Consider the following 17,057-nt stretch of genomic DNA (forward strand, 5'->3'; position numbering starts at 1 on the left):
GCGCATGTTGTCCTTGGCCGCGCTGGACCAACTGGTCGGGATCGATGAGGTGGACACCGTCGTCGTGGCCTTCACCGATATGCAAGGCCGGCTCGTCGGCAAGCGGATCTCGGCCCGGCTCTTCCTCGACGAGGTTGCCGCCCACGGCGCCGAGTGCTGCAGCTACCTGCTCGCCGTCGACGTCGAAATGAACACCGTGCCCGGTTATGCGATGTCGAGCTGGGACACCGGATACGGCGACATGGTGATGATGCCCGACCTGACCACGCTGCGGCTGGTGCCCTGGCTGCCCGCCACGGCGCTGGTCATCGCCGATGTGTGCTGGGCCGACGGCAGCGCGGTCGCCGCCTCACCCCGCGCCGTGCTGCGCCGTCAGCTGGACCGGCTGGGGCAGCGCGGACTGGCCGCCGATGTCGCGACCGAGCTGGAGTTCATCGTGTTCGACCAGTCGTATCGCGAGGCCTGGGCCGGCGGCTACCGCGGGCTGACCCCGGCCAGCGATTACAACATCGACTACGCGATATTGGCGTCGTCGCGGATGGAGCCGCTGCTGCACGACATTCGGTCGGGCATGCAGGGGGCGGGCCTGCGCTTCGAGGCCGTCAAAGGCGAATGCAACAAGGGACAGCAGGAGATCGGCTTCCGCTACGACGAGGCGCTGGTGACCTGCGACAACCACGCCATCTATAAGAACGGCGCCAAGGAAATCGCCGACCAGCATTCCCAGAGCCTGACGTTCATGGCGAAATACGATGAGCGCGAAGGCAATAGCTGTCACATCCACCTCTCGCTGCGAGCTGACGACGGCCCTGAAAAAGGTAAAGCGGTGTTCGCCGACGACTCCGGGCCGCACGGCATGTCGTCGACGTTTCGCAGTTTCGTCGCCGGCCAGTTGGCCACACTGCGTGAACTCGCGCTGTTCTTCGCTCCGAACATCAACTCCTACAAGCGATTTGCCGACGGTAGTTTCGCGCCCACCGCGCTGGCGTGGGGGCTGGACAACCGCACCTGCGCGCTGCGGGTCGTCGGCCACGGTCGCAACATCCGGGTCGAATGCCGGGTCGCGGGCGGCGACGTCAACCAATACCTCGCGGTGGCGGCGCTGATAGCCGGTGGGCTGTCCGGCATCGAGCGAGGGCTGGAGCTACCCGAGCCGTGCGCGGGCAACGCCTACGAGGACCCGGACGCCCACCGGCTGCCCGCCACGCTGGCCGAGGCCGCCGCGCTGTTCGAGGCCTCGGCGCTGGCCCGCGAGGCGTTCGGCGACGACGTGGTCGCGCACTACCTCAACAACGCCCGCGTGGAGGTGGCGGCGTTCAACGCGGCGGTCACCGACTGGGAGAGGGTGCGCGGTTTTGAACGCCTCTAGACGACCCGCCTCCAGACGACCGGTCGTGGGCCTGACCACCTACCTGGAGCGGGTGCGGGCGGGAATCTGGGACGTACCGGCCGGCTATCTGCCCGCGGACTACTTCCAGGGCGTCGTCGATGCGGGCGGGGTCGCGGTGTTGCTGCCGCCGCAGCCGGCCGATGCCGACGCCGTCAGCGCGGCGCTGGACAGCCTGGACGCCTTGGTGATCACCGGCGGTTACGATCTCGACCCCGCCGCCTACGGGCAGCCGCCGCATCCGACCACCGACCAGCCGCGCACCGTGCGCGACGCTTGGGAGCTCGCACTGTTGCGGGGCGCGCTGGACCGAGGGCTCCCGGTGCTGGGGATCTGCCGCGGCGCGCAGGTGCTCAACGTCGCGTTCGGCGGCACGCTGCACCAGCACCTGCCCGATGTGCTCGGCCACGGTCGGCATCGGGCCGGCAACGCCGTGTTCACCACGCTGCCGGTGCGGACGGTGCCGGGGACGCGGCTGGCCGCGCTGATGGGGGAATCCACCGACGCGTCGTGCTATCACCATCAGGCCATCGACAAGGTGGGTCATCCGCTGGTGGTCAGCGCGTGGGACGCCGACGGCGTCGTCGAGGGATTGGAGCTGCCCGGCGATCACTTCGTCCTCGCGGTGCAATGGCATCCGGAGCAGACCCTGGGCGACCTGCGACTGTTCAAGGCGGTCGTCGACGCCGCGCGGTCCTACGCGGACGGCCGATGAGCACGGCGCAGCTGATCAACCCCGCCACCGAGGAAGTGCTGCGCTCGGTGCGGCACGCCGATGCCGCCGCCGTCGACGACGCGGTCGGCCGGGCGCGGGCGGCCCAGCGGCGCTGGGCACGGTTGTCGCCGGCGGAACGGGCGGCCGGCCTGCGCGCCTTCGCCGCGGTGGTCGACGCCCATCTCGACGAGCTGGCCGCGCTCGAGGTCGCCAATTCCGGTCACCCCATCGCGTCGGCCGAATGGGAAGCCGCCCATGTCCGCGACGTGCTGACGTACTATGCCGCCAGCCCGGAACGGTTGTCGGGCAAGCAGATTCCCGTGGCCGGGGGCCTCGACGTCACCTTCAACGAACCGCTGGGCGTGGTCGGGGTGATCACGCCCTGGAACTTCCCGATGATGATCGCATCGTGGGGCATCGCGCCGGCGCTGGCCGCGGGCAACGCCGTGCTGGTCAAGCCCGCGGAGTTGACGCCGCTGACCACCATCCGGCTCGGTGAGCTGGCGCTCGAGGCCGGGTTGGACGCGGATCTGCTGCAGGTGCTGCCCGGGAAGGGCGCGGTGGTCGGGGAGCGGTTCGTCGCCCATCCCGACATTCGCAAGATTGTGTTCACCGGGTCCACCGAGGTCGGCAAGAAGGTGATGGCCACCGCGGCCGCCCACGTCAAGCGGGTGACGCTGGAACTCGGCGGGAAAAGCGCGAACATCGTCTTCGCCGACTGCGACGTGGAGCGGGCCGCGGCGACCGCGCCGGCCGGGGTGTTCGACAACGCCGGCCAGGATTGCTGTGCCCGCAGCCGGATCCTGGTGCAGCGCAGCGTTTATGACCGGTTCATGGAGCTGCTCGAGCCCGCGGTGCAAGGCGTGGTGGTCGGGGACCCGACATCCCGCGACACCGAGATGGGTCCGCTGGTGTCGGCGGCGCACCGCGACAAGGTGGCCTCCTATGTGCCCGACGGGGCTCCCATCGCGTTTCGCGGCAGCGCCCCCACCGGGCGTGGATTCTGGTTTCCGCCAACGGTTCTGACCCCGCGGCCCACCGACCGCAGCGTCACCGACGAGATCTTCGGCCCGGTCGTCACCGTGCAGGCCTTCGACGACGAGCACGACGCCATCACGCTGGCCAACGACACGGCATACGGTCTGTCGGGATCGATCTGGACCGACGACCTGTCCCGCGCGCTGCGGGTGTCGCGCGCGGTCGAATCCGGCAACCTGTCGGTGAACTCGCACTCGTCGGTGCGCTACAACACGCCATTCGGGGGATTCAAGCAGTCGGGGCTGGGGCGTGAGCTCGGCCCGGACGCGCCACTGCACTTCACCGAAACCAAGAACGTGTTCATCGCGATCAAAGAGGAGGGCCAGTGATGCCGGTCGATCTCACCCGACGGCTGGCGGGCCGGGTGGCGGTGGTCACGGGCGGTGGCGGCGGCATCGGCCTGGCCGCGGCGCGCCGGATGCACGCCGAGGGCGCGACCATCGTGGTGGGCGACCTCGACCGTGACGCCGGCGCCGCTGCCGCCGAGGAGGTTTCGGGATTGTTTGTGGCCGTTGATGTTTCCGACGAGGAGGCCGTCAACGCCCTCTTCGACACCGCGGCGGAAACCTACGGCTCGGTCGACATCGCATTCAACAACGCGGGCATCTCGCCGCCCGAGGACGACCTGATCGAGAACACCGAGCTGCGTGCGTGGCAACGAGTCCAAGACGTCAACCTCACATCGGTGTACCTGTGCTGCCGGGCGGCGCTGCGCCACATGGTGCCCGCGGGCAGCGGTTCGATCATCAACACCGCGTCGTTCGTCGCGGTGCTGGGATCGGCGACATCGCAGATCTCCTATACCGCCTCCAAGGGCGGGGTGCTGGCGATGTCGCGGGAACTCGGCGTGCAATTCGCCCGGCAGGGCATTCGCGTCAACGCGCTGTGCCCGGGCCCGGTCAACACCCCGCTGCTGGCCGAGCTCTTCGCCAAGGATCCCGAGCGCGCCGCGCGCCGGCTGGTGCACGTGCCGCTGGGCCGCTTCGCCGAACCCGACGAAATCGCTTCCGCTGTAGCGTTTTTGGCCAGCGACGACGCGTCCTTCATCACCGCGTCGACGTTCTTGGTCGACGGCGGCATCAGCTCCGCCTACGTCACGCCGCTCTAGGCGGGATCGATGAGCTCGTTGAACTCGGCCACTGAGTGAATGCCCTCGACATAGTCGAAGGACCCTTCCTCCAGCACCTCACGCGCGGCTCGAACGACGGCGCTCAGCCCGGCGCGGCAAAACGAGGTGCCGATGCTCACCCTGCGCACGCCGAAGTCCTTGAGCTGGGCGAGGGTGAATCGGGTCGACCCGAAGCCGGCCACGTAGTTCAACGGTTTCGTGACGCTGCCGCACGCCAGGCGGATCGCCGATTCGTCGGGCAGGCCCGGCGCGTACAGCACGTCGGCGCCGGCGGCCTCGAATGCCCGCAGCCTCGACAGGGTGTCGTCGAGGTCGGGACGGCCCCGGATGAAGTTCTCCGAGCGAGCCGTCAACGTGAAGGGATAGGGCAGCGCGCGGGCTGCCTCCGCGGCGGCCTGTATTCGTTCGATCGCCAGTTCGCGGGCGAAGATGGGCTCGTCGGGGTCGTATGTCGCGTCTTCGATGGACGCCCCGGCCAGGCCGATCTCACCCGCCAGCCGGACCGTCTCCGCCACCGCCTCGGGCGATTCCCCGAAGCCGTTCTCCAGATCCGCCGTCACCGGCAGGGGCGTCGCGTCGATGATCGTGCGCACATGCTCGAGCGTCTCGTCCCGGCTGACCGCGCCGTCACCGTCGCGCCGGCCCAACGAGAACGCGAGGCCGGCACTGGTCGTCGCCAGGGCGTGGAATCCGAGGTTGGCGAACAATCGAGCGGTGCCGATGTCCCAGGGATTCGGGAGCACGAGCACCTCGCCGCCGGTGTGCAGTTGCCGGAATCGTTCGCCGCGTCGGGCCCGCTCGGTGCTATCCATACCTACGGTCTAGCACTGGTGCCCGACAGCTAGCCGGATGTGAAGGCGATTAACGGGATTGCCGTTTCGGCCTGTGTTGCGCCGCCGTGAAAACCGATGAGGCGAGCCGTTTCCACCGGTTCGTGCCCGGTGGCCAGCACCGCGGTATTGCCGGTGCAGACGACGACGACATCGCCGATTCGCGCCCAGTGCGCCGGGTTGACCGGGCCGAACATGCCCGTCGCCACCGCCTCCTCGCGGCTGTAGACCTGGGCCCAGCCGTCCAGCACTTCGCTCCAAGTGGACCGCACGCCCTCCGCCGCGCCGGGCTCGGTGTGCAGGTAGCGCACCCGCGGCTCGCCGGCGACCACCCGCACCCCCTCGCCCAGCCGCGGGTCGGTGTCGAGGTCGACGCGCGCTTCCGGCGGGACGTTGAGGCCGCCGTGGTCGGCGGTCACCAGCAGCGCCGCGTCGGGTGGCAGCGTCTCGACCAGGCGGGTCAGCAGCGCGTCGACCCGCACCGCCGCCTCGTGCCATTGGGGCGAGCCGATGCCGAACACGTGGGCCGCGGTGTCCAGGTCGGCGGTATAGCCGTAGACCAGCCCGGGCGCCGCCGCCAGCTCGTCGCCCAGCCGCCGGGCGTAGTCGTCGGACGGCTGTGTCGGCCGGAAGTCGGCACCGCCATACGCGGCGTCGGTGAGGCCGCTGCCCAGGAACGGCGCCGGCAGCACCGCCCGGGCGCTGACGCCGGATCGCTGCAGCCGCTCGAACCAGGTCGGCAGCGGCTGCCACTCGGTGTGCGGCGGGTCGTCGCGCCAGCGGATGTGGTTGAGCACCCGATCGGTGCCCGGGACGTTGAGCGTGAAGCCCAGGATGCCGTGCTCGCCCGGCTGCGCGCCGGTGCCCAGCGATACCAGGCTGCTCGGCGTGGTCGACGGGAAGGTGCAGGCGAGCTCGCTGAGCCGCCCGGTGCCGCCGGCGAGCACCGACGCGAGCAGCGGTGCGCTGCCGGCCAACTCCGGTAGCAGGTGCCAGCCCAGCCCGTCCACCAGCATGAGCGCGACGCGATCGACCGGGCCGACGGATTCGGTCAGACCCAACCGGTCGATCCCGCCGGGCGCCCCGAGCAGTGCGGCCGCGGAGGGCAGCACGTCGCAGATCGAACCGGGCACGACTACCCCCATCTCTCTATGCCCACTTTTCCTCGAGGCGGCCATACCGCCAGACGAGCACGGCCCCGGCCCAGGTGACCACGAACATGCCGACGACGACGAAGCCGACGGTGTTGAGGTCGAGGCTGCCCAGCCATTCCCAGAACGGGCCCCGCCACCCCAGCTGGCCGGCGAACAGACCGAGCAGTTCGATGCTGCCGATCAGCAGCGCGACGGCGACCGACAACCCGGTGATGGCGATGTTGTAGTAGATCTTGCGCGCCGGTCGCGAAAAGGCCCAGCCGTAGGCGAAGTTCATGAACGAGCCGTCGAGGGTGTCCAGCAGGCACATGCCGGCGGTGAACAACACCGGCAGGCACAGGATGGCGTACCAGGGCAGTCCGGCGGCCGCGCTGGTGCCCGCCAGCACCAGCAGCGCGATCTCGGTGGCGGTGTCGAACCCGAGGCCGAACAGCAATCCGACCGGGTACATGTGCGAGGACTTCGTGATGGACTTGGTGAAGCGGCCCAGCAGCCGGTTGAGCATCCCGCGGTTCTCCAGGTGCCGTTCGAGCTCCGCCGCGCCGCTGTCGGGGTCGTAGTCTCCGCGGCGCAACCGCGCGAACACCCGCACGATGCCGACCAGCACGATGACGTTGAGTATCGCGATCAGATACAGGAACACGCCCGACACGCCGGTGCCGATCAGCCCCGTGTAGTGGTGCAGCTTCGAGGAATCGTCCCCGACCGGCCCGGCGACGGCCCTCACCCCGGTCGCCAGCAGCAGCGCCAGCGCGAACACCACCGTGGAATGGCCCAGCGAGAAAAAGAATCCGACGGCGAGGGGACGATGGCCGTCGCTCATCAGCTTGCGGGTCGTGTTGTCGATCGCGGCGATGTGGTCGGCGTCGAACGCGTGCCGCATGCCAAGGGTGTACGCCGTAAGACCGACTCCGATGCCGAATGCCTTGCCGCCCAGACTAAATCGAGCCGGGTCGACGATTAACACCAGCGTGCCCCAACCCACCAGGTGCAGGGCGACGATCACCGCGAGCATCGATCCCAATCGCCACCATTCCGCGGGGGACAGAGCGCCGCGCACGATGGCCATGCCCGTCCTCAGCACAGGCCCAGTAGCGCGTTTTCGACCACCTCGGGCAGCGCGGGATGAATCCAGTACTGGCCGCGGGCCATTTCGGGGGCGGTGAGCCCGAAGCTCATCGCCTGGATCAGGGGCTGGATGATCGACGACGCCTGGTGGCCCATGATGTGCGCGCCCAGCAGGCATCCGCTGTTGCGCTCGGCGACGAGTTTGACTATGCCGGTGCTGTCTTCCATCGCCCAGCCGTAGGCGACGTCGCCGTAGTTCTGCACCGCGACCGACACGTCGAATCCGCGTGCGACCGCCTGGTTTTCGGTCAATCCGACCGATGCCAGCTGCGGGTCGGTGAACACCGCCGCCGGCACGTAGCGGTGATCGGTGACGGCCATCGACTCGGTGTCGTCCCAGTCGCACAGCAGGTTGCGCTGCACAACACGGGCCTCGTGGTTGGCGACGTGCTTGAGCTGATACGGCGACGAGACGTCGCCGAGAGCGAAAACCCCACGCGCGGAGGTCCGTTGGTATTCGTCGACCACCACCCGGCCGTTCTCGACGTCGACACCGGCCTGGCCGGCGTCCAGCAGATCGGCGTTGGACAACCGGCCGGTCGCCACCAGCAGCACGCCGGCGTTCAACTTGGAGCCGTCGTCGAGTTCCAGCTCGATTCCGGAACCACGGTTGAAAGCGGCGACGACGTTGCGGTGGGTGCGCAGTTCCCATTTGCTCGAGGCGATGCGGGTGAACCGTTCGCACAGGGTGTCGTCGAGGTGGCGCAGCAACGTGCCACCCCGGATCACCAGCGTCACCCGCACTCCGAGCGCGGAGAACACATGCGCGAATTCGGCTGCCACAAAGCCACTTCCGACGATCACCACGTGCTCGGGCAACTCGGGGATCCGCATCACGGTGTCGCTGGTGTGGTATTCGACGCCGGATGCGAGGATCGCGGGCGGCACGACGGGCCGCGAGCCCGCCGCGATCACCACCTGATCGGCGGCGAATTCCTCGCCCGCGTCCGTGCGCAACAAGTAGCGCCCGTCGGGCTGCACCGGCCCGAACCGGGTGTGCTGGTGGTACACGTCGACGTTGGGCGCGCTGCGGCGATAGTCCTCGCCGCTGATTGCGATCGGATCGATCCGTCCGAATACGCGTGAGACGATGTCGTCCCAGCGCACCCGGTCGATGTGGGCGTCGATGCCGTAGCGCGCCGCGCCGCGGATCTCATCGGCGACCCCGGCGGCGTAGACGAACATCTTCGTCGGGATGCACCCGACGTTCAGGCAAGTGCCCCCGAAGGTGCCCTGCTCGCAGATCGCCGCACGTTTGTTCGCATAGCGCTCATCGAGAATGCTGTTGCCCGAACCGGTTCCGATGATCGCGATGTCGTAAGTCTCCACGCTGTCACCCCTTCCCGGACGACGCCTGCGCGTCGGTGTTGTTGGTGTCGAGGTAGCGATCCAGCCACAGGTCCAATTGCCGGTAGGCGACCTGGCGCGGCTCCGGTAGCGATAAGAACACGTCGTGTTTGGCGTCGGTCACCGGAACGATGGTGGTGCGGTTGCCGATGCAGCCCGCCCACCGCGCGATCTGGGTGACGTCGAGGACCGCGTCGCCGCGCTGCATGGCCGCCGCATCGTTGGTTTCGCGCACGCTGTGATCGGAGCGCAGGATCAGATTGGGAACACCGACGTCGAGCCCGCGGTGCAGCCGCGCCTGGCCGCGGCGGACCGCGTGTAGCCACCCCAGGGTGATCGGGAAGCCGCCCAACGGTTTCCACGCCAGGTTGTAATCGAACTCGCCGGCATAGTCGCGGTGCAGGGTGGTGCCGTAACCACCTTCTGTGGGGGAACGGATCACCCCCTTGGCGCGCACTCGGGACAGGCCGGCGATCGCCGCGGAGGTGACGAACAACCGCAGGATCGCCGGGCCGTGCAGGTCGAGAAACGGGCTGTTGAGCACCAGGCCGCCGATGCCGGCGTGCGCCGCCGCGCCGCGTCGGCGCATCCGGTCCAGCCAGAGCGGCACGATGAGCCCGCCCAGGGAGTGGCCGTATAGCAGGACCCTCGCCCGCTCCTGCTGCTCGTTGATGACGGCCAGTGCCCGTTCGAGTTCGGCGTCGTAGGCGGCCAGGTCGGTGATGTAGTGCGGGGTCTGGCCCTCGCGATGCGAACGGCCGCACTTCTGCATGTCCAGCGCGTAGAACGCGAAACCCCGCTCGGCGAAGTGATCGGCCAGCGCGGTGTGGAAGAAGTAGTCGGTGTAGCCGTGCACCGCGAGCACCGCGTGATCGGCCCGGCCGGCCTCCGCCTCGGGGCCGCGCCGGATCAGGGTTGCGGCGATATCGCCCTCGCCGGCGGGATCGTGCCCCAGCGGGAGCGTGCGCTGCCAATACCCGGGCAAGACATCGGCCACCCAGCCAGTCACCCCGCCAGTCAACCCACCAGCCACGCGGCCAGCTTAAAGCGTGGTCAGAGCTTGTGCTGGAGCCGGCCGGGCGCACGTCGTTTGCCCGCAACCCCGGGATAACCTGGACCGGCACAGTCGAGGGAAGGACAGGCGATCGGGGTGTCGGACCTGGCCGCGACCGCGCACACCGACGTCGTGCTGGTGGGCGCGGGGATCATGAGCGCCACGTTGGGTGCGTTGCTGCGGCGGCTGGAGCCGAACTGGGCGATCACCCTGATCGAGCGGCTGGACGCCGCCGCCGCCGAAAGCAGCAGCCCGTGGAACAACGCGGGCACCGGCCATGCCGGGCTGTGCGAGATGAACTACACGCCCCAGCGCGCCGACGGCTCCATCGACATCTCCAAAGCGGTGGCCGTCAACGAGCAATTCCAGGTGACCCGCCAGTTCTGGGCGTATGCCGTCGAGAACGGCATGCTGGGCGACCCCGGCTTCGTCAACGCCGTCCCGCACGTGAGCTTCGTCCACGGCGCCGAGGGCGTGGACTACCTGCGCCGGCGTCAGCGGGCGCTGGCCGACAATCCGCTGTTCGCCGGCACGGAATTGATCACCGACGCCGGCGAGTTCACCCGCCGGCTGCCGTTCATGGCCGCCCAACGTGACTTTGCCGAGCCGATCGCGCTCAACTGGGCCGCCGCGGGCACCGACGTCGACTTCGGCGCGCTGGCCCGCCAGCTCATCGGCTTTTGCGTGCGGGGCGGCGCCACCGCGCTGTTCGGTCACGAGGTCCGCGACCTGCGCCGCCAATCCGACGGCAGCTGGACGCTGCTGGTCCGCAATCGCCGCACCGGCGAAAAACGCCGCTGCAACGCCAAATTCGTCTTCGTCGGCGCCGGTGGCGACGCCCTGCCGCTGCTGCAGAAGTCGGGCATCAAGGAGGTCAAGGGCTTCGCCGGATTCCCCATCGGCGGCCGGTTCCTGCGCGCCGGCAACCCGACGCTCGCCGCCGCCCACCAGGCCAAGGTGTACGGCGTTCCCGCGCCGGGGGCCCCGCCGCTCGGGGCGCTGCACCTGGACCTGCGGTTCGTCAACGGCAAGCCGTGGCTGGTGTTCGGGCCCTATGCCGGCTGGTCGCCGAAGTTCTTGAAGCACGGCCACTTCTCCGACCTGCCGCGGTCGATCAAGCCCGATAACGTGTTGTCGATGCTCGGTGTTGGCGTCACCCAACTGACGCTGATCAATTATCTGATCGCCCAGCTGCGGCTCTCCGGACCGGATCGGGTGCGCGCGCTGCGCGAATTCGCGCCCGGCGCGGTGGATTCGGACTGGGAGCTGACCACTGCGGGCCAGCGCGTGCAGGTGATCCGCCGGGACCGCCGCAAGGGCGGGGTGCTCGAGTTCGTCACCACCGTGCTGAGCGACGCCGACGGCACCATCGCGGGACTGCTCGGGGGTTCGCCGGGCGCATCGACGGCCGTGCCGGCCATGCTCGATGTGCTGCGGCGCTGCTTCGCCAACCGGTACCCATCGTGGCTGCCGACGCTCAAAGAGATGGTGCCGTCGCTGGGGTTCGAGCTATCCCGTGAGCCGGCGTTGTACGACGAGGTGTGGTCGTGGGGAACCAAGGTACTGCAGTTAGATTCCAGGGGGCGATCATGACGGTGGCGCTGCGCCGCAGTTGGGCCAAAGACCTTGACGCTGCGACTCTTTACGAGTTGCTCAAGCTTCGGGTGGAGGTCTTCGTCGTCGAGCAGGCGATCCCGTATCCGGAGCTGGATGGGCGCGACCTGCTCGCCGAGACCCGGCACTTCTGGCTGGAGACACCCGACGGGGAGGTGATCTGTACGCTGCGGCTGATGGAGGAGCACGCCGGCGGCGAGAAGGCGTTCCGGCTCGGCCGGCTGTGCACCAAGCGCACAGCGCGCGGCCAGGGCCACACCACCCGGCTGCTGGCAGCCGCGCTGGCCGAGGTGGGTGACTACCCGTGCCGGATCAACGCGCAGACCTATCTCGCGGACATGTATGCCCATCACGGATTCGTCCGCGACGGTGACGATTTCGTCGACGACGGTGTGCCGCACGTGCCGATGCTGCGGCCCGGCTGGCGTCCGGTGGCGCAGACATGAATTCAGACATGAAGCCCTATCCGTTCAGCGCGATCGTCGGGCATGACCAGCTGCGGCTCGCGCTGTTGTTGTGCGCCGTGCGGCCCGAGATCGGCGGGGCGCTGATCCGCGGCGAGAAGGGCACCGCCAAGTCGACCGCGGTGCGCGGCCTTGCCGCGCTGCTGTCCGCCGCGACCGGGAGTGGCGATGCCGGCGCAGGGGCCGGCCTGGTCGAAATGCCGCTCGGCGCAACGGAGGACCGGGTGATCGGTTCGCTGGATCTGCAGCGCGTGCTGCGCGACGGTGAGCACGCGTTCTCGCCGGGACTGCTGGCCCGCGCGCACGGTGGCGTGCTCTACGTCGACGAGGTCAACCTGCTGCACGATCACCTGGTCGACGTGCTGCTCGACGCCGCGGCGATGGGACGCGTGCACATCGAACGCGACGGCATCTCGCATTCGCACGAGGCCCGTTTCGTGCTGATCGGCACGATGAATCCCGAGGAGGGCGAACTGCGCCCGCAGCTGCTGGACCGCTTCGGTCTCACGGTCGACGTCCACGCGTCGCGTGACGTCGACGTGCGGGCGCAGGTCATCCGGCAGCGGATGGCGTATGAGGCCGACCCGGACGGGTTCGCAGAGCGCTATGCGGAGGCCGACGCGGAGCTGGCGCACCGGATCGCGGCTGCGCGTGCACTGATCGACGAGGTGGTGTTGCCGGACAACGAATTACGGCGCATCGCGGCGCTGTGCGCGGCGTTCGACGTCGACGGCATGCGGGCCGACCTGGTGGTGGCCCGCACCGCCGCCGCGCACGCCGCCTGGCGCGGCGCCAACACCGTCGAGGAGCAGGACATCCGGGTGGCGGCCGAACTGGCGCTGCCGCATCGGCGCCGCCGCGATCCCTTCGACGATCCGGGCATCGACCGCGACCAGCTGGACCAGGCCCTGGCGCAGGCGGGTAGCGACCCAGAACCCGAACCCGATCCCCCGGGCGGCGGCGGTCTGTCGGCCAATGATGCTGAACCGCAACCGAATTCACACGCCAAGCCGCAGCCGCCGAGCTCGATCGGCGACGACCCGCCGCGCCCGGCTTCGCCGCGCTTGCGATCGTCGACGAAGCCCAGCGCGCCGCCGGCGCAGACCTTCCGCACCCGGGCGCTGCGGGTGCCGGGCGTCGGCGAGGGCGCACCGGGCCGACGGTCGCGGGCCCGCAACGTCTCCGGCAGGGTGGTGGCGGCCGCAGACGGCGACGACACCGGTCCCGGGGCACACGGACTGCACCTGTTCGCCACCCTGCTGTCGGCGGCCGAGCGCGCGGGCGCGGGGCCGCTGCGGCCGGGCCCGGACGACGTGCGCCGGGCGATCCGCGAGGGCCGCGAGGGCAATCTGGTGATCTTCGTTGTCGACGCGTCCGGTTCGATGGCCGCCCGCGACCGGATGGCCGCGGTCAGCGGCGCCACGCTGTCGCTGCTGCGCGACGCCTATCAGCGCCGCGACAAGGTCGCGGTGATCACGTTCCGCGGCCAGGATGCGCGGCTGCTGCTGCCGCCGACGTCGTCGGCGCACATCGCGGGCCGGCGACTCGGCCGGTTCGACACCGGCGGCAGGACACCGTTGGCCGAGGGGCTGCAGGCCGCGCGCGAGCTGATCGTCCGGGAAAGGGCGCGCGACCGCGCGCGCCGTCCGCTGGTGGTGGTGCTCACCGACGGCCGTGCCAACGCCGGGCCGGATCCGTTGGGCCGCAGCCGAACCGCGGCGGCACGGTTGGTCGCCGAAGGCGCGGCCGCGGTGGTCGTGGACTGCGAGACGTCGCATGTGCGGCTGGGCTTGGCCGGGCAGCTCGCCGGTCGGCTGGGTGCGCCGGTGGTACGGCTGGAGCAGTTGCACGCCGATCATCTGGCGCGGGCCGTGCGCAGCGTCGCCTGAGAGGGGTAACCGCTTATGCCACAAGGCCGTCCGCTGCAGGTTCCAGACGATGGACTGACCACCCGGGCGCGGCGCAACGCGCCCATATTGGCCGTCCACACCGGCGACGGCAAGGGCAAGTCGACGGCGGCATTCGGAATGGCGTTGCGGGCGTGGAACGCCGGGCTCGACGTCGCGGTGTTCCAGTTCGTCAAGAGCGCCAAGTGGAAGGTGGGCGAGGAGGCGGCATTCCGTCAGCTCGCGCAGTTGCACGACCAGCGCGGCGTCGGGGGCGCCGTCGAATGGCACAAGATGGGTGCCGGGTGGTCCTGGTCGCGTAAGGCGGGCGGCGAATCCGACCACGCCGCCGCGGCCGCCGACGGCTGGGCGGAGATTTCGCGCAGGCTCGCCGCGCAGTGCCACGACTTCTACGTGCTCGACGAATTCACCTATCCGCTGAAGTGGGGCTGGGTCGACGTGGACCGGGTGGTGGAGGTCCTGGCGGCCCGGCCCGGCCAGCAGCATGTCGTGATCACCGGACGCGATGCCCCGCCGCGACTGGTCGAGGCCGCCGACCTGGTCACCGAGATGGGCAAGGTCAAACACCCGATGGACGCCGGGCGCAAGGGCCAAAAGGGCATCGAATGGTGAGCGTCCCCGCCGTCGTCGTCGCCGCCCCAGCGTCGGGCAGCGGAAAGACCACGGTCGCAACGGGTTTGATGGGCGCACTGCGCCGGGCCGGCCACACCGTCGCGCCGTTCAAGGTGGGCCCCGACTTCATCGACCCCGGCTACCACACGCTGGCCGCGGGGAGGCCCGGGCGCAACCTGGACCCGGTGCTGGTGGGCGAGCGGCTCATCGGTCCGCTCTACGCCCACGGCGCCGGTGGTGCGGACATCGCGGTGATCGAGGGCGTAATGGGACTCTTCGACGGGCGGATCGGGCCGGCCGCGACCACCCCGGCCGCTGGCTCCACCGCCCACGTCGCCGGTCTGCTGGGCGCCCCGGTGATCCTGGTGGTCGACGCACGCGGCCAGAGCCACAGCATTGCCGCTCTGCTGCACGGCTTTTCAACGTTCGATACCGCAACCCGCATCGCCGGTGTCATCCTCAACCGCGTCGGGTCGGCGCGACACGAGCAGGTGCTGCGCCAGGCATGCGAGCACGCCGGCGTCGATGTGCTCGGAGCGATTCCGCGCCTCACCGAATTGGAGCTTCCCACAAGGTATTTGGGGCTCGTCACCGCCGTCGAGTACGGGCGGCGTGCCCGGCAGGCGGTCGAGGCGATGACGGACTTGGTCGCGCGCCACGTCGATCTGGGCGCCGTGGCCGCGGCCGCGACCGCGCGCGTCAGCGATGCGCCGTGGGATCCCGCGGCGGCGGTGGGCGCGACTCCGGGAGGCCAGGCTGTCGTGGCAGTGGCGGCGGGCAGGGCGTTCAGCTTCGGCTACGCCGAACATGCCGAGCTGCTGCGCGCCGCCGGCGCCGACGTCGTCGAGTTCGACCCGCTGGTCGATCCGTTGCCCGACGGCACCGATGCGGTGCTGCTGCCCGGCGGCTTCCCCGAGCAATTCACCACGGAGCTGTCCGCCAACGACGTCGTCCGCCGGCAGATCAGCGAGCTCGCCGCCGCCGGCGCCCCGGTGCACGCCGAATGCGCCGGGCTGATCTATCTGGCCGACGAACTCGACGGGTATCCGATGTGTGGAGTGCTGGCGGGCTCGGCTCGGTTCACCCCGCAGCTGACGTTGGCGTATCGCGACGCGGTGGCCGTCGCGGATTCGTCGCTGTATTCGACCGGAGAGCGAGTGGTCGGCCACGAATTCCACCGAACCGCAGTCACATTCACCGACGGTTACCAGCCGGCGTGGGTGTATCGCGGTGAGGGCGTGGACACCGTGCGCGACGGCGTGCGAGAAGGGGCGGTGAGCGGCGGTGTGCACGCGTCGTACCTACACACCCATCCGGCGGCGGTGCCGGACGCGGTGGCGCGCTTCGTCGCGCACGCCGTGAGGGCCGAACGGCCATCGAGCACCCCTTGAGCCGATGGTGGCGACCCGCAGCGCCCGGCGTGACCGCCGCGCTCGCGATCGCCACTAGGCTTGGCGGGTGACCGAGAGCGCCTATCTGGTCGGATTGCGGCTGGCCGGTAAGAAGGTCGTTGTGGTCGGCGGGGGAACCGTCGCGCAGCGTCGTCTACCCTTGCTCATCGCGACCGGCGCCAACGTCCACGTCATCTCCCGCACAGTCACCCGCGCCGTCGAGGCGATGAGCGGAATCACCTTGTCGTTGCGCGAATACCGCGACGGGGACCTCGCCGGCGCCTGGTACGCCATCGCGGCCACGGACGACGCGCTCGTGAACGCCGCGGTGGTCGACGAGGCCGACCGGCGCCAGATCTTTTGCGTCCGCGCCGACATCGCGGTCGAGGGGACCGCGGTGACCCCGGCGTCCTTCAGTTACGCGGGGTTATCGGTCGGGGTGTTGGCCGGCGGCGAGCACCGCCGGTCCGCGGCGATCCGGTCGGCCATCCGCGAGGCGCTGCAGACCGGGGTGATCATCCCGGAAACCGCCGAAGAGAGCTCCGACGTCGTGCGCGGCGGGGTGGCGCTGATCGGTGGCGGTCCCGGCGACCCTGAACTGATCACCGTACGTGGCCGCCGGCTGCTCACCCAGGCCGACGTGGTCGTCGCCGACCGGCTGGCGCCGCCCGAGCTGCTCGCCGAACTACCGCCGCAGGTGGAAGTCATTGACGCCGCGAAGATTCCGTACGGCCGGGCCATGGCGCAGGACGCGATCAACGAGGTCATGATCGACCGGGCCCGGGCCGGCAACTTCGTGGTGCGCCTCAAGGGCGGCGACCCTTTTGTGTTCGCGCGTGGCTACGAAGAAGTGCTGGCGTGCGCCGACGCCGGGATTCCCGTCACGGTGGTGCCGGGTGTGACAAGCGCCATAGCGGTGCCCGCCTCGGTCGGCGTTCCCGTCACCCATCGGGCGGTAAATCACGAGTTCGTGGTGGTCAGCGGCCACCTGCCGCCCGGTCACCCCGAATCGTTAGTGAATTGGGATGCGCTGGCAGCAATGTCCGGCACGATCGTTTTGCTGATGGCGGTCGAACGCATCGAGCTCTTCGTCGACGCCCTGCTGGAAGGGGGGCGACCTGCGGAGACGCCGGTGCTGGTAGTACAGCATGGAACGACGGCCGCTCAGCAGACGTTGCGGTCGACTCTCGCCGACACGCCAGAGAAGATTCGCGCCGAGGGGATTCGACCTCCCGCGATCATCGTCATCGGCCCGGTGGCGGCGTTCGGCGTTTAAACAAATCTTAA

Annotated in this window: 15 protein-coding genes; 10 read left to right on the plus strand and 5 right to left on the minus strand. The window is 69.7% G+C overall.

Going from position 1 to position 17,057, the window contains the following annotated elements; all coding sequences use genetic code 11:
• Nucleotides 1-4: 4 nt before the first annotated feature.
• From ACQI5H_RS05480 to ACQI5H_RS05495, 4 genes are read left to right on the plus strand one after another with little or no spacing between them, the layout of a single operon-like run.
• Nucleotides 5-1,369, plus strand: coding sequence for a glutamine synthetase family protein (locus tag ACQI5H_RS05480; protein ID WP_427078393.1), 1,365 nt, complete (start codon nucleotides 5-7; stop codon nucleotides 1,367-1,369).
• Between the two features lie 25 nt (nucleotides 1,370-1,394).
• Nucleotides 1,395-2,102, plus strand: a complete 708-nt coding sequence (locus tag ACQI5H_RS05485) for a gamma-glutamyl-gamma-aminobutyrate hydrolase family protein (RefSeq protein ID WP_427078394.1) — start codon at nucleotides 1,395-1,397, stop codon at nucleotides 2,100-2,102.
• Nucleotides 2,099-3,469: an aldehyde dehydrogenase family protein gene (locus tag ACQI5H_RS05490; RefSeq protein WP_427078395.1), complete on the plus strand. Its 1,371-nt coding sequence runs from the start codon at nucleotides 2,099-2,101 to the stop codon at nucleotides 3,467-3,469. Before ACQI5H_RS05485 ends, ACQI5H_RS05490 begins: the two co-directional genes overlap by 4 nt.
• On the plus strand, nucleotides 3,469-4,248 hold the full coding sequence (locus ACQI5H_RS05495) for a 3-oxoacyl-ACP reductase (protein ID WP_427078396.1): 780 nt from the start codon (nucleotides 3,469-3,471) through the stop codon (nucleotides 4,246-4,248). The genes ACQI5H_RS05490 and ACQI5H_RS05495 overlap by 1 nt, the downstream gene beginning before the upstream one ends.
• Here ACQI5H_RS05495 and ACQI5H_RS05500 read toward each other — a convergent pair.
• The 5 genes from ACQI5H_RS05500 to ACQI5H_RS05520 are packed head-to-tail and all read right to left on the minus strand — an operon-like array spanning nucleotide 4,245 to nucleotide 9,737.
• A complete protein-coding gene (locus ACQI5H_RS05500) occupies nucleotides 4,245-5,081 on the minus strand; it encodes an isocitrate lyase/PEP mutase family protein (RefSeq protein WP_427078397.1) in 837 nt (278 codons plus the stop codon). The two genes, ACQI5H_RS05495 and ACQI5H_RS05500, sit on opposite strands and share 4 nt — an antisense overlap.
• A gap of 29 nt (nucleotides 5,082-5,110) precedes the next feature.
• Nucleotides 5,111-6,232: an alkaline phosphatase family protein gene (locus ACQI5H_RS05505; RefSeq protein WP_427078398.1), complete on the minus strand. Its 1,122-nt coding sequence runs from the start codon at nucleotides 6,230-6,232 to the stop codon at nucleotides 5,111-5,113.
• Between the two features lie 16 nt (nucleotides 6,233-6,248).
• A complete protein-coding gene (locus tag ACQI5H_RS05510) occupies nucleotides 6,249-7,322 on the minus strand; it encodes a HoxN/HupN/NixA family nickel/cobalt transporter (RefSeq protein ID WP_427078399.1) in 1,074 nt (357 codons plus the stop codon).
• 8 nt (nucleotides 7,323-7,330) lie between these two features.
• A complete protein-coding gene (mtr, locus tag ACQI5H_RS05515; RefSeq protein WP_427078400.1) occupies nucleotides 7,331-8,710 on the minus strand; it encodes a mycothione reductase in 1,380 nt (459 codons plus the stop codon).
• A 4-nt stretch (nucleotides 8,711-8,714) separates the two neighbouring features.
• Nucleotides 8,715-9,737 (minus strand): alpha/beta hydrolase, encoded by a 1,023-nt coding sequence (locus tag ACQI5H_RS05520; protein ID WP_427078600.1) that lies wholly within the window; start codon nucleotides 9,735-9,737, stop codon nucleotides 8,715-8,717.
• 141 nt (nucleotides 9,738-9,878) lie between these two features.
• On the opposite strand from ACQI5H_RS05520, the gene mqo reads away from it, so the two are divergent.
• The 6 genes from mqo (at nucleotide 9,879) to cobA (ending at nucleotide 17,046) form a co-directional block, all read left to right on the plus strand.
• Entirely contained in the window at nucleotides 9,879-11,375 is a 1,497-nt protein-coding gene (mqo, locus tag ACQI5H_RS05525; protein ID WP_427078401.1) for a malate dehydrogenase (quinone), read from the plus strand.
• Nucleotides 11,372-11,842, plus strand: a complete 471-nt coding sequence (locus ACQI5H_RS05530) for a GNAT family N-acetyltransferase (protein WP_427078402.1) — start codon at nucleotides 11,372-11,374, stop codon at nucleotides 11,840-11,842. Before mqo ends, ACQI5H_RS05530 begins: the two co-directional genes overlap by 4 nt.
• 8 nt (nucleotides 11,843-11,850) lie before the next feature.
• The gene (locus ACQI5H_RS05535; RefSeq protein WP_427078403.1) at nucleotides 11,851-13,749 is read left to right on the plus strand and encodes a magnesium chelatase subunit D family protein; all 1,899 of its coding nucleotides are present in this window, start codon (nucleotides 11,851-11,853) and stop codon (nucleotides 13,747-13,749) included.
• Nucleotides 13,750-13,764: 15 nt separating this feature from the next.
• Complete coding sequence (cobO, locus tag ACQI5H_RS05540) at nucleotides 13,765-14,379, plus strand: cob(I)yrinic acid a,c-diamide adenosyltransferase (RefSeq protein WP_427078404.1); 615 nt, start codon at nucleotides 13,765-13,767, stop codon at nucleotides 14,377-14,379.
• Nucleotides 14,376-15,770: a cobyrinate a,c-diamide synthase gene (locus ACQI5H_RS05545; protein ID WP_427078601.1), complete on the plus strand. Its 1,395-nt coding sequence runs from the start codon at nucleotides 14,376-14,378 to the stop codon at nucleotides 15,768-15,770. Before cobO ends, ACQI5H_RS05545 begins: the two co-directional genes overlap by 4 nt.
• 67 nt (nucleotides 15,771-15,837) lie before the next feature.
• Nucleotides 15,838-17,046, plus strand: a complete 1,209-nt coding sequence (gene cobA, locus ACQI5H_RS05550; protein WP_427078405.1) for a uroporphyrinogen-III C-methyltransferase — start codon at nucleotides 15,838-15,840, stop codon at nucleotides 17,044-17,046.
• The last annotated feature ends 11 nt before the right edge of the window (nucleotides 17,047-17,057 follow it).

It is taken from the genome of Mycobacterium heidelbergense, assembly GCF_050205645.1.
GTDB classification, from domain to species: Bacteria; Actinomycetota; Actinomycetes; order Mycobacteriales; family Mycobacteriaceae; genus Mycobacterium; species Mycobacterium heidelbergense_A.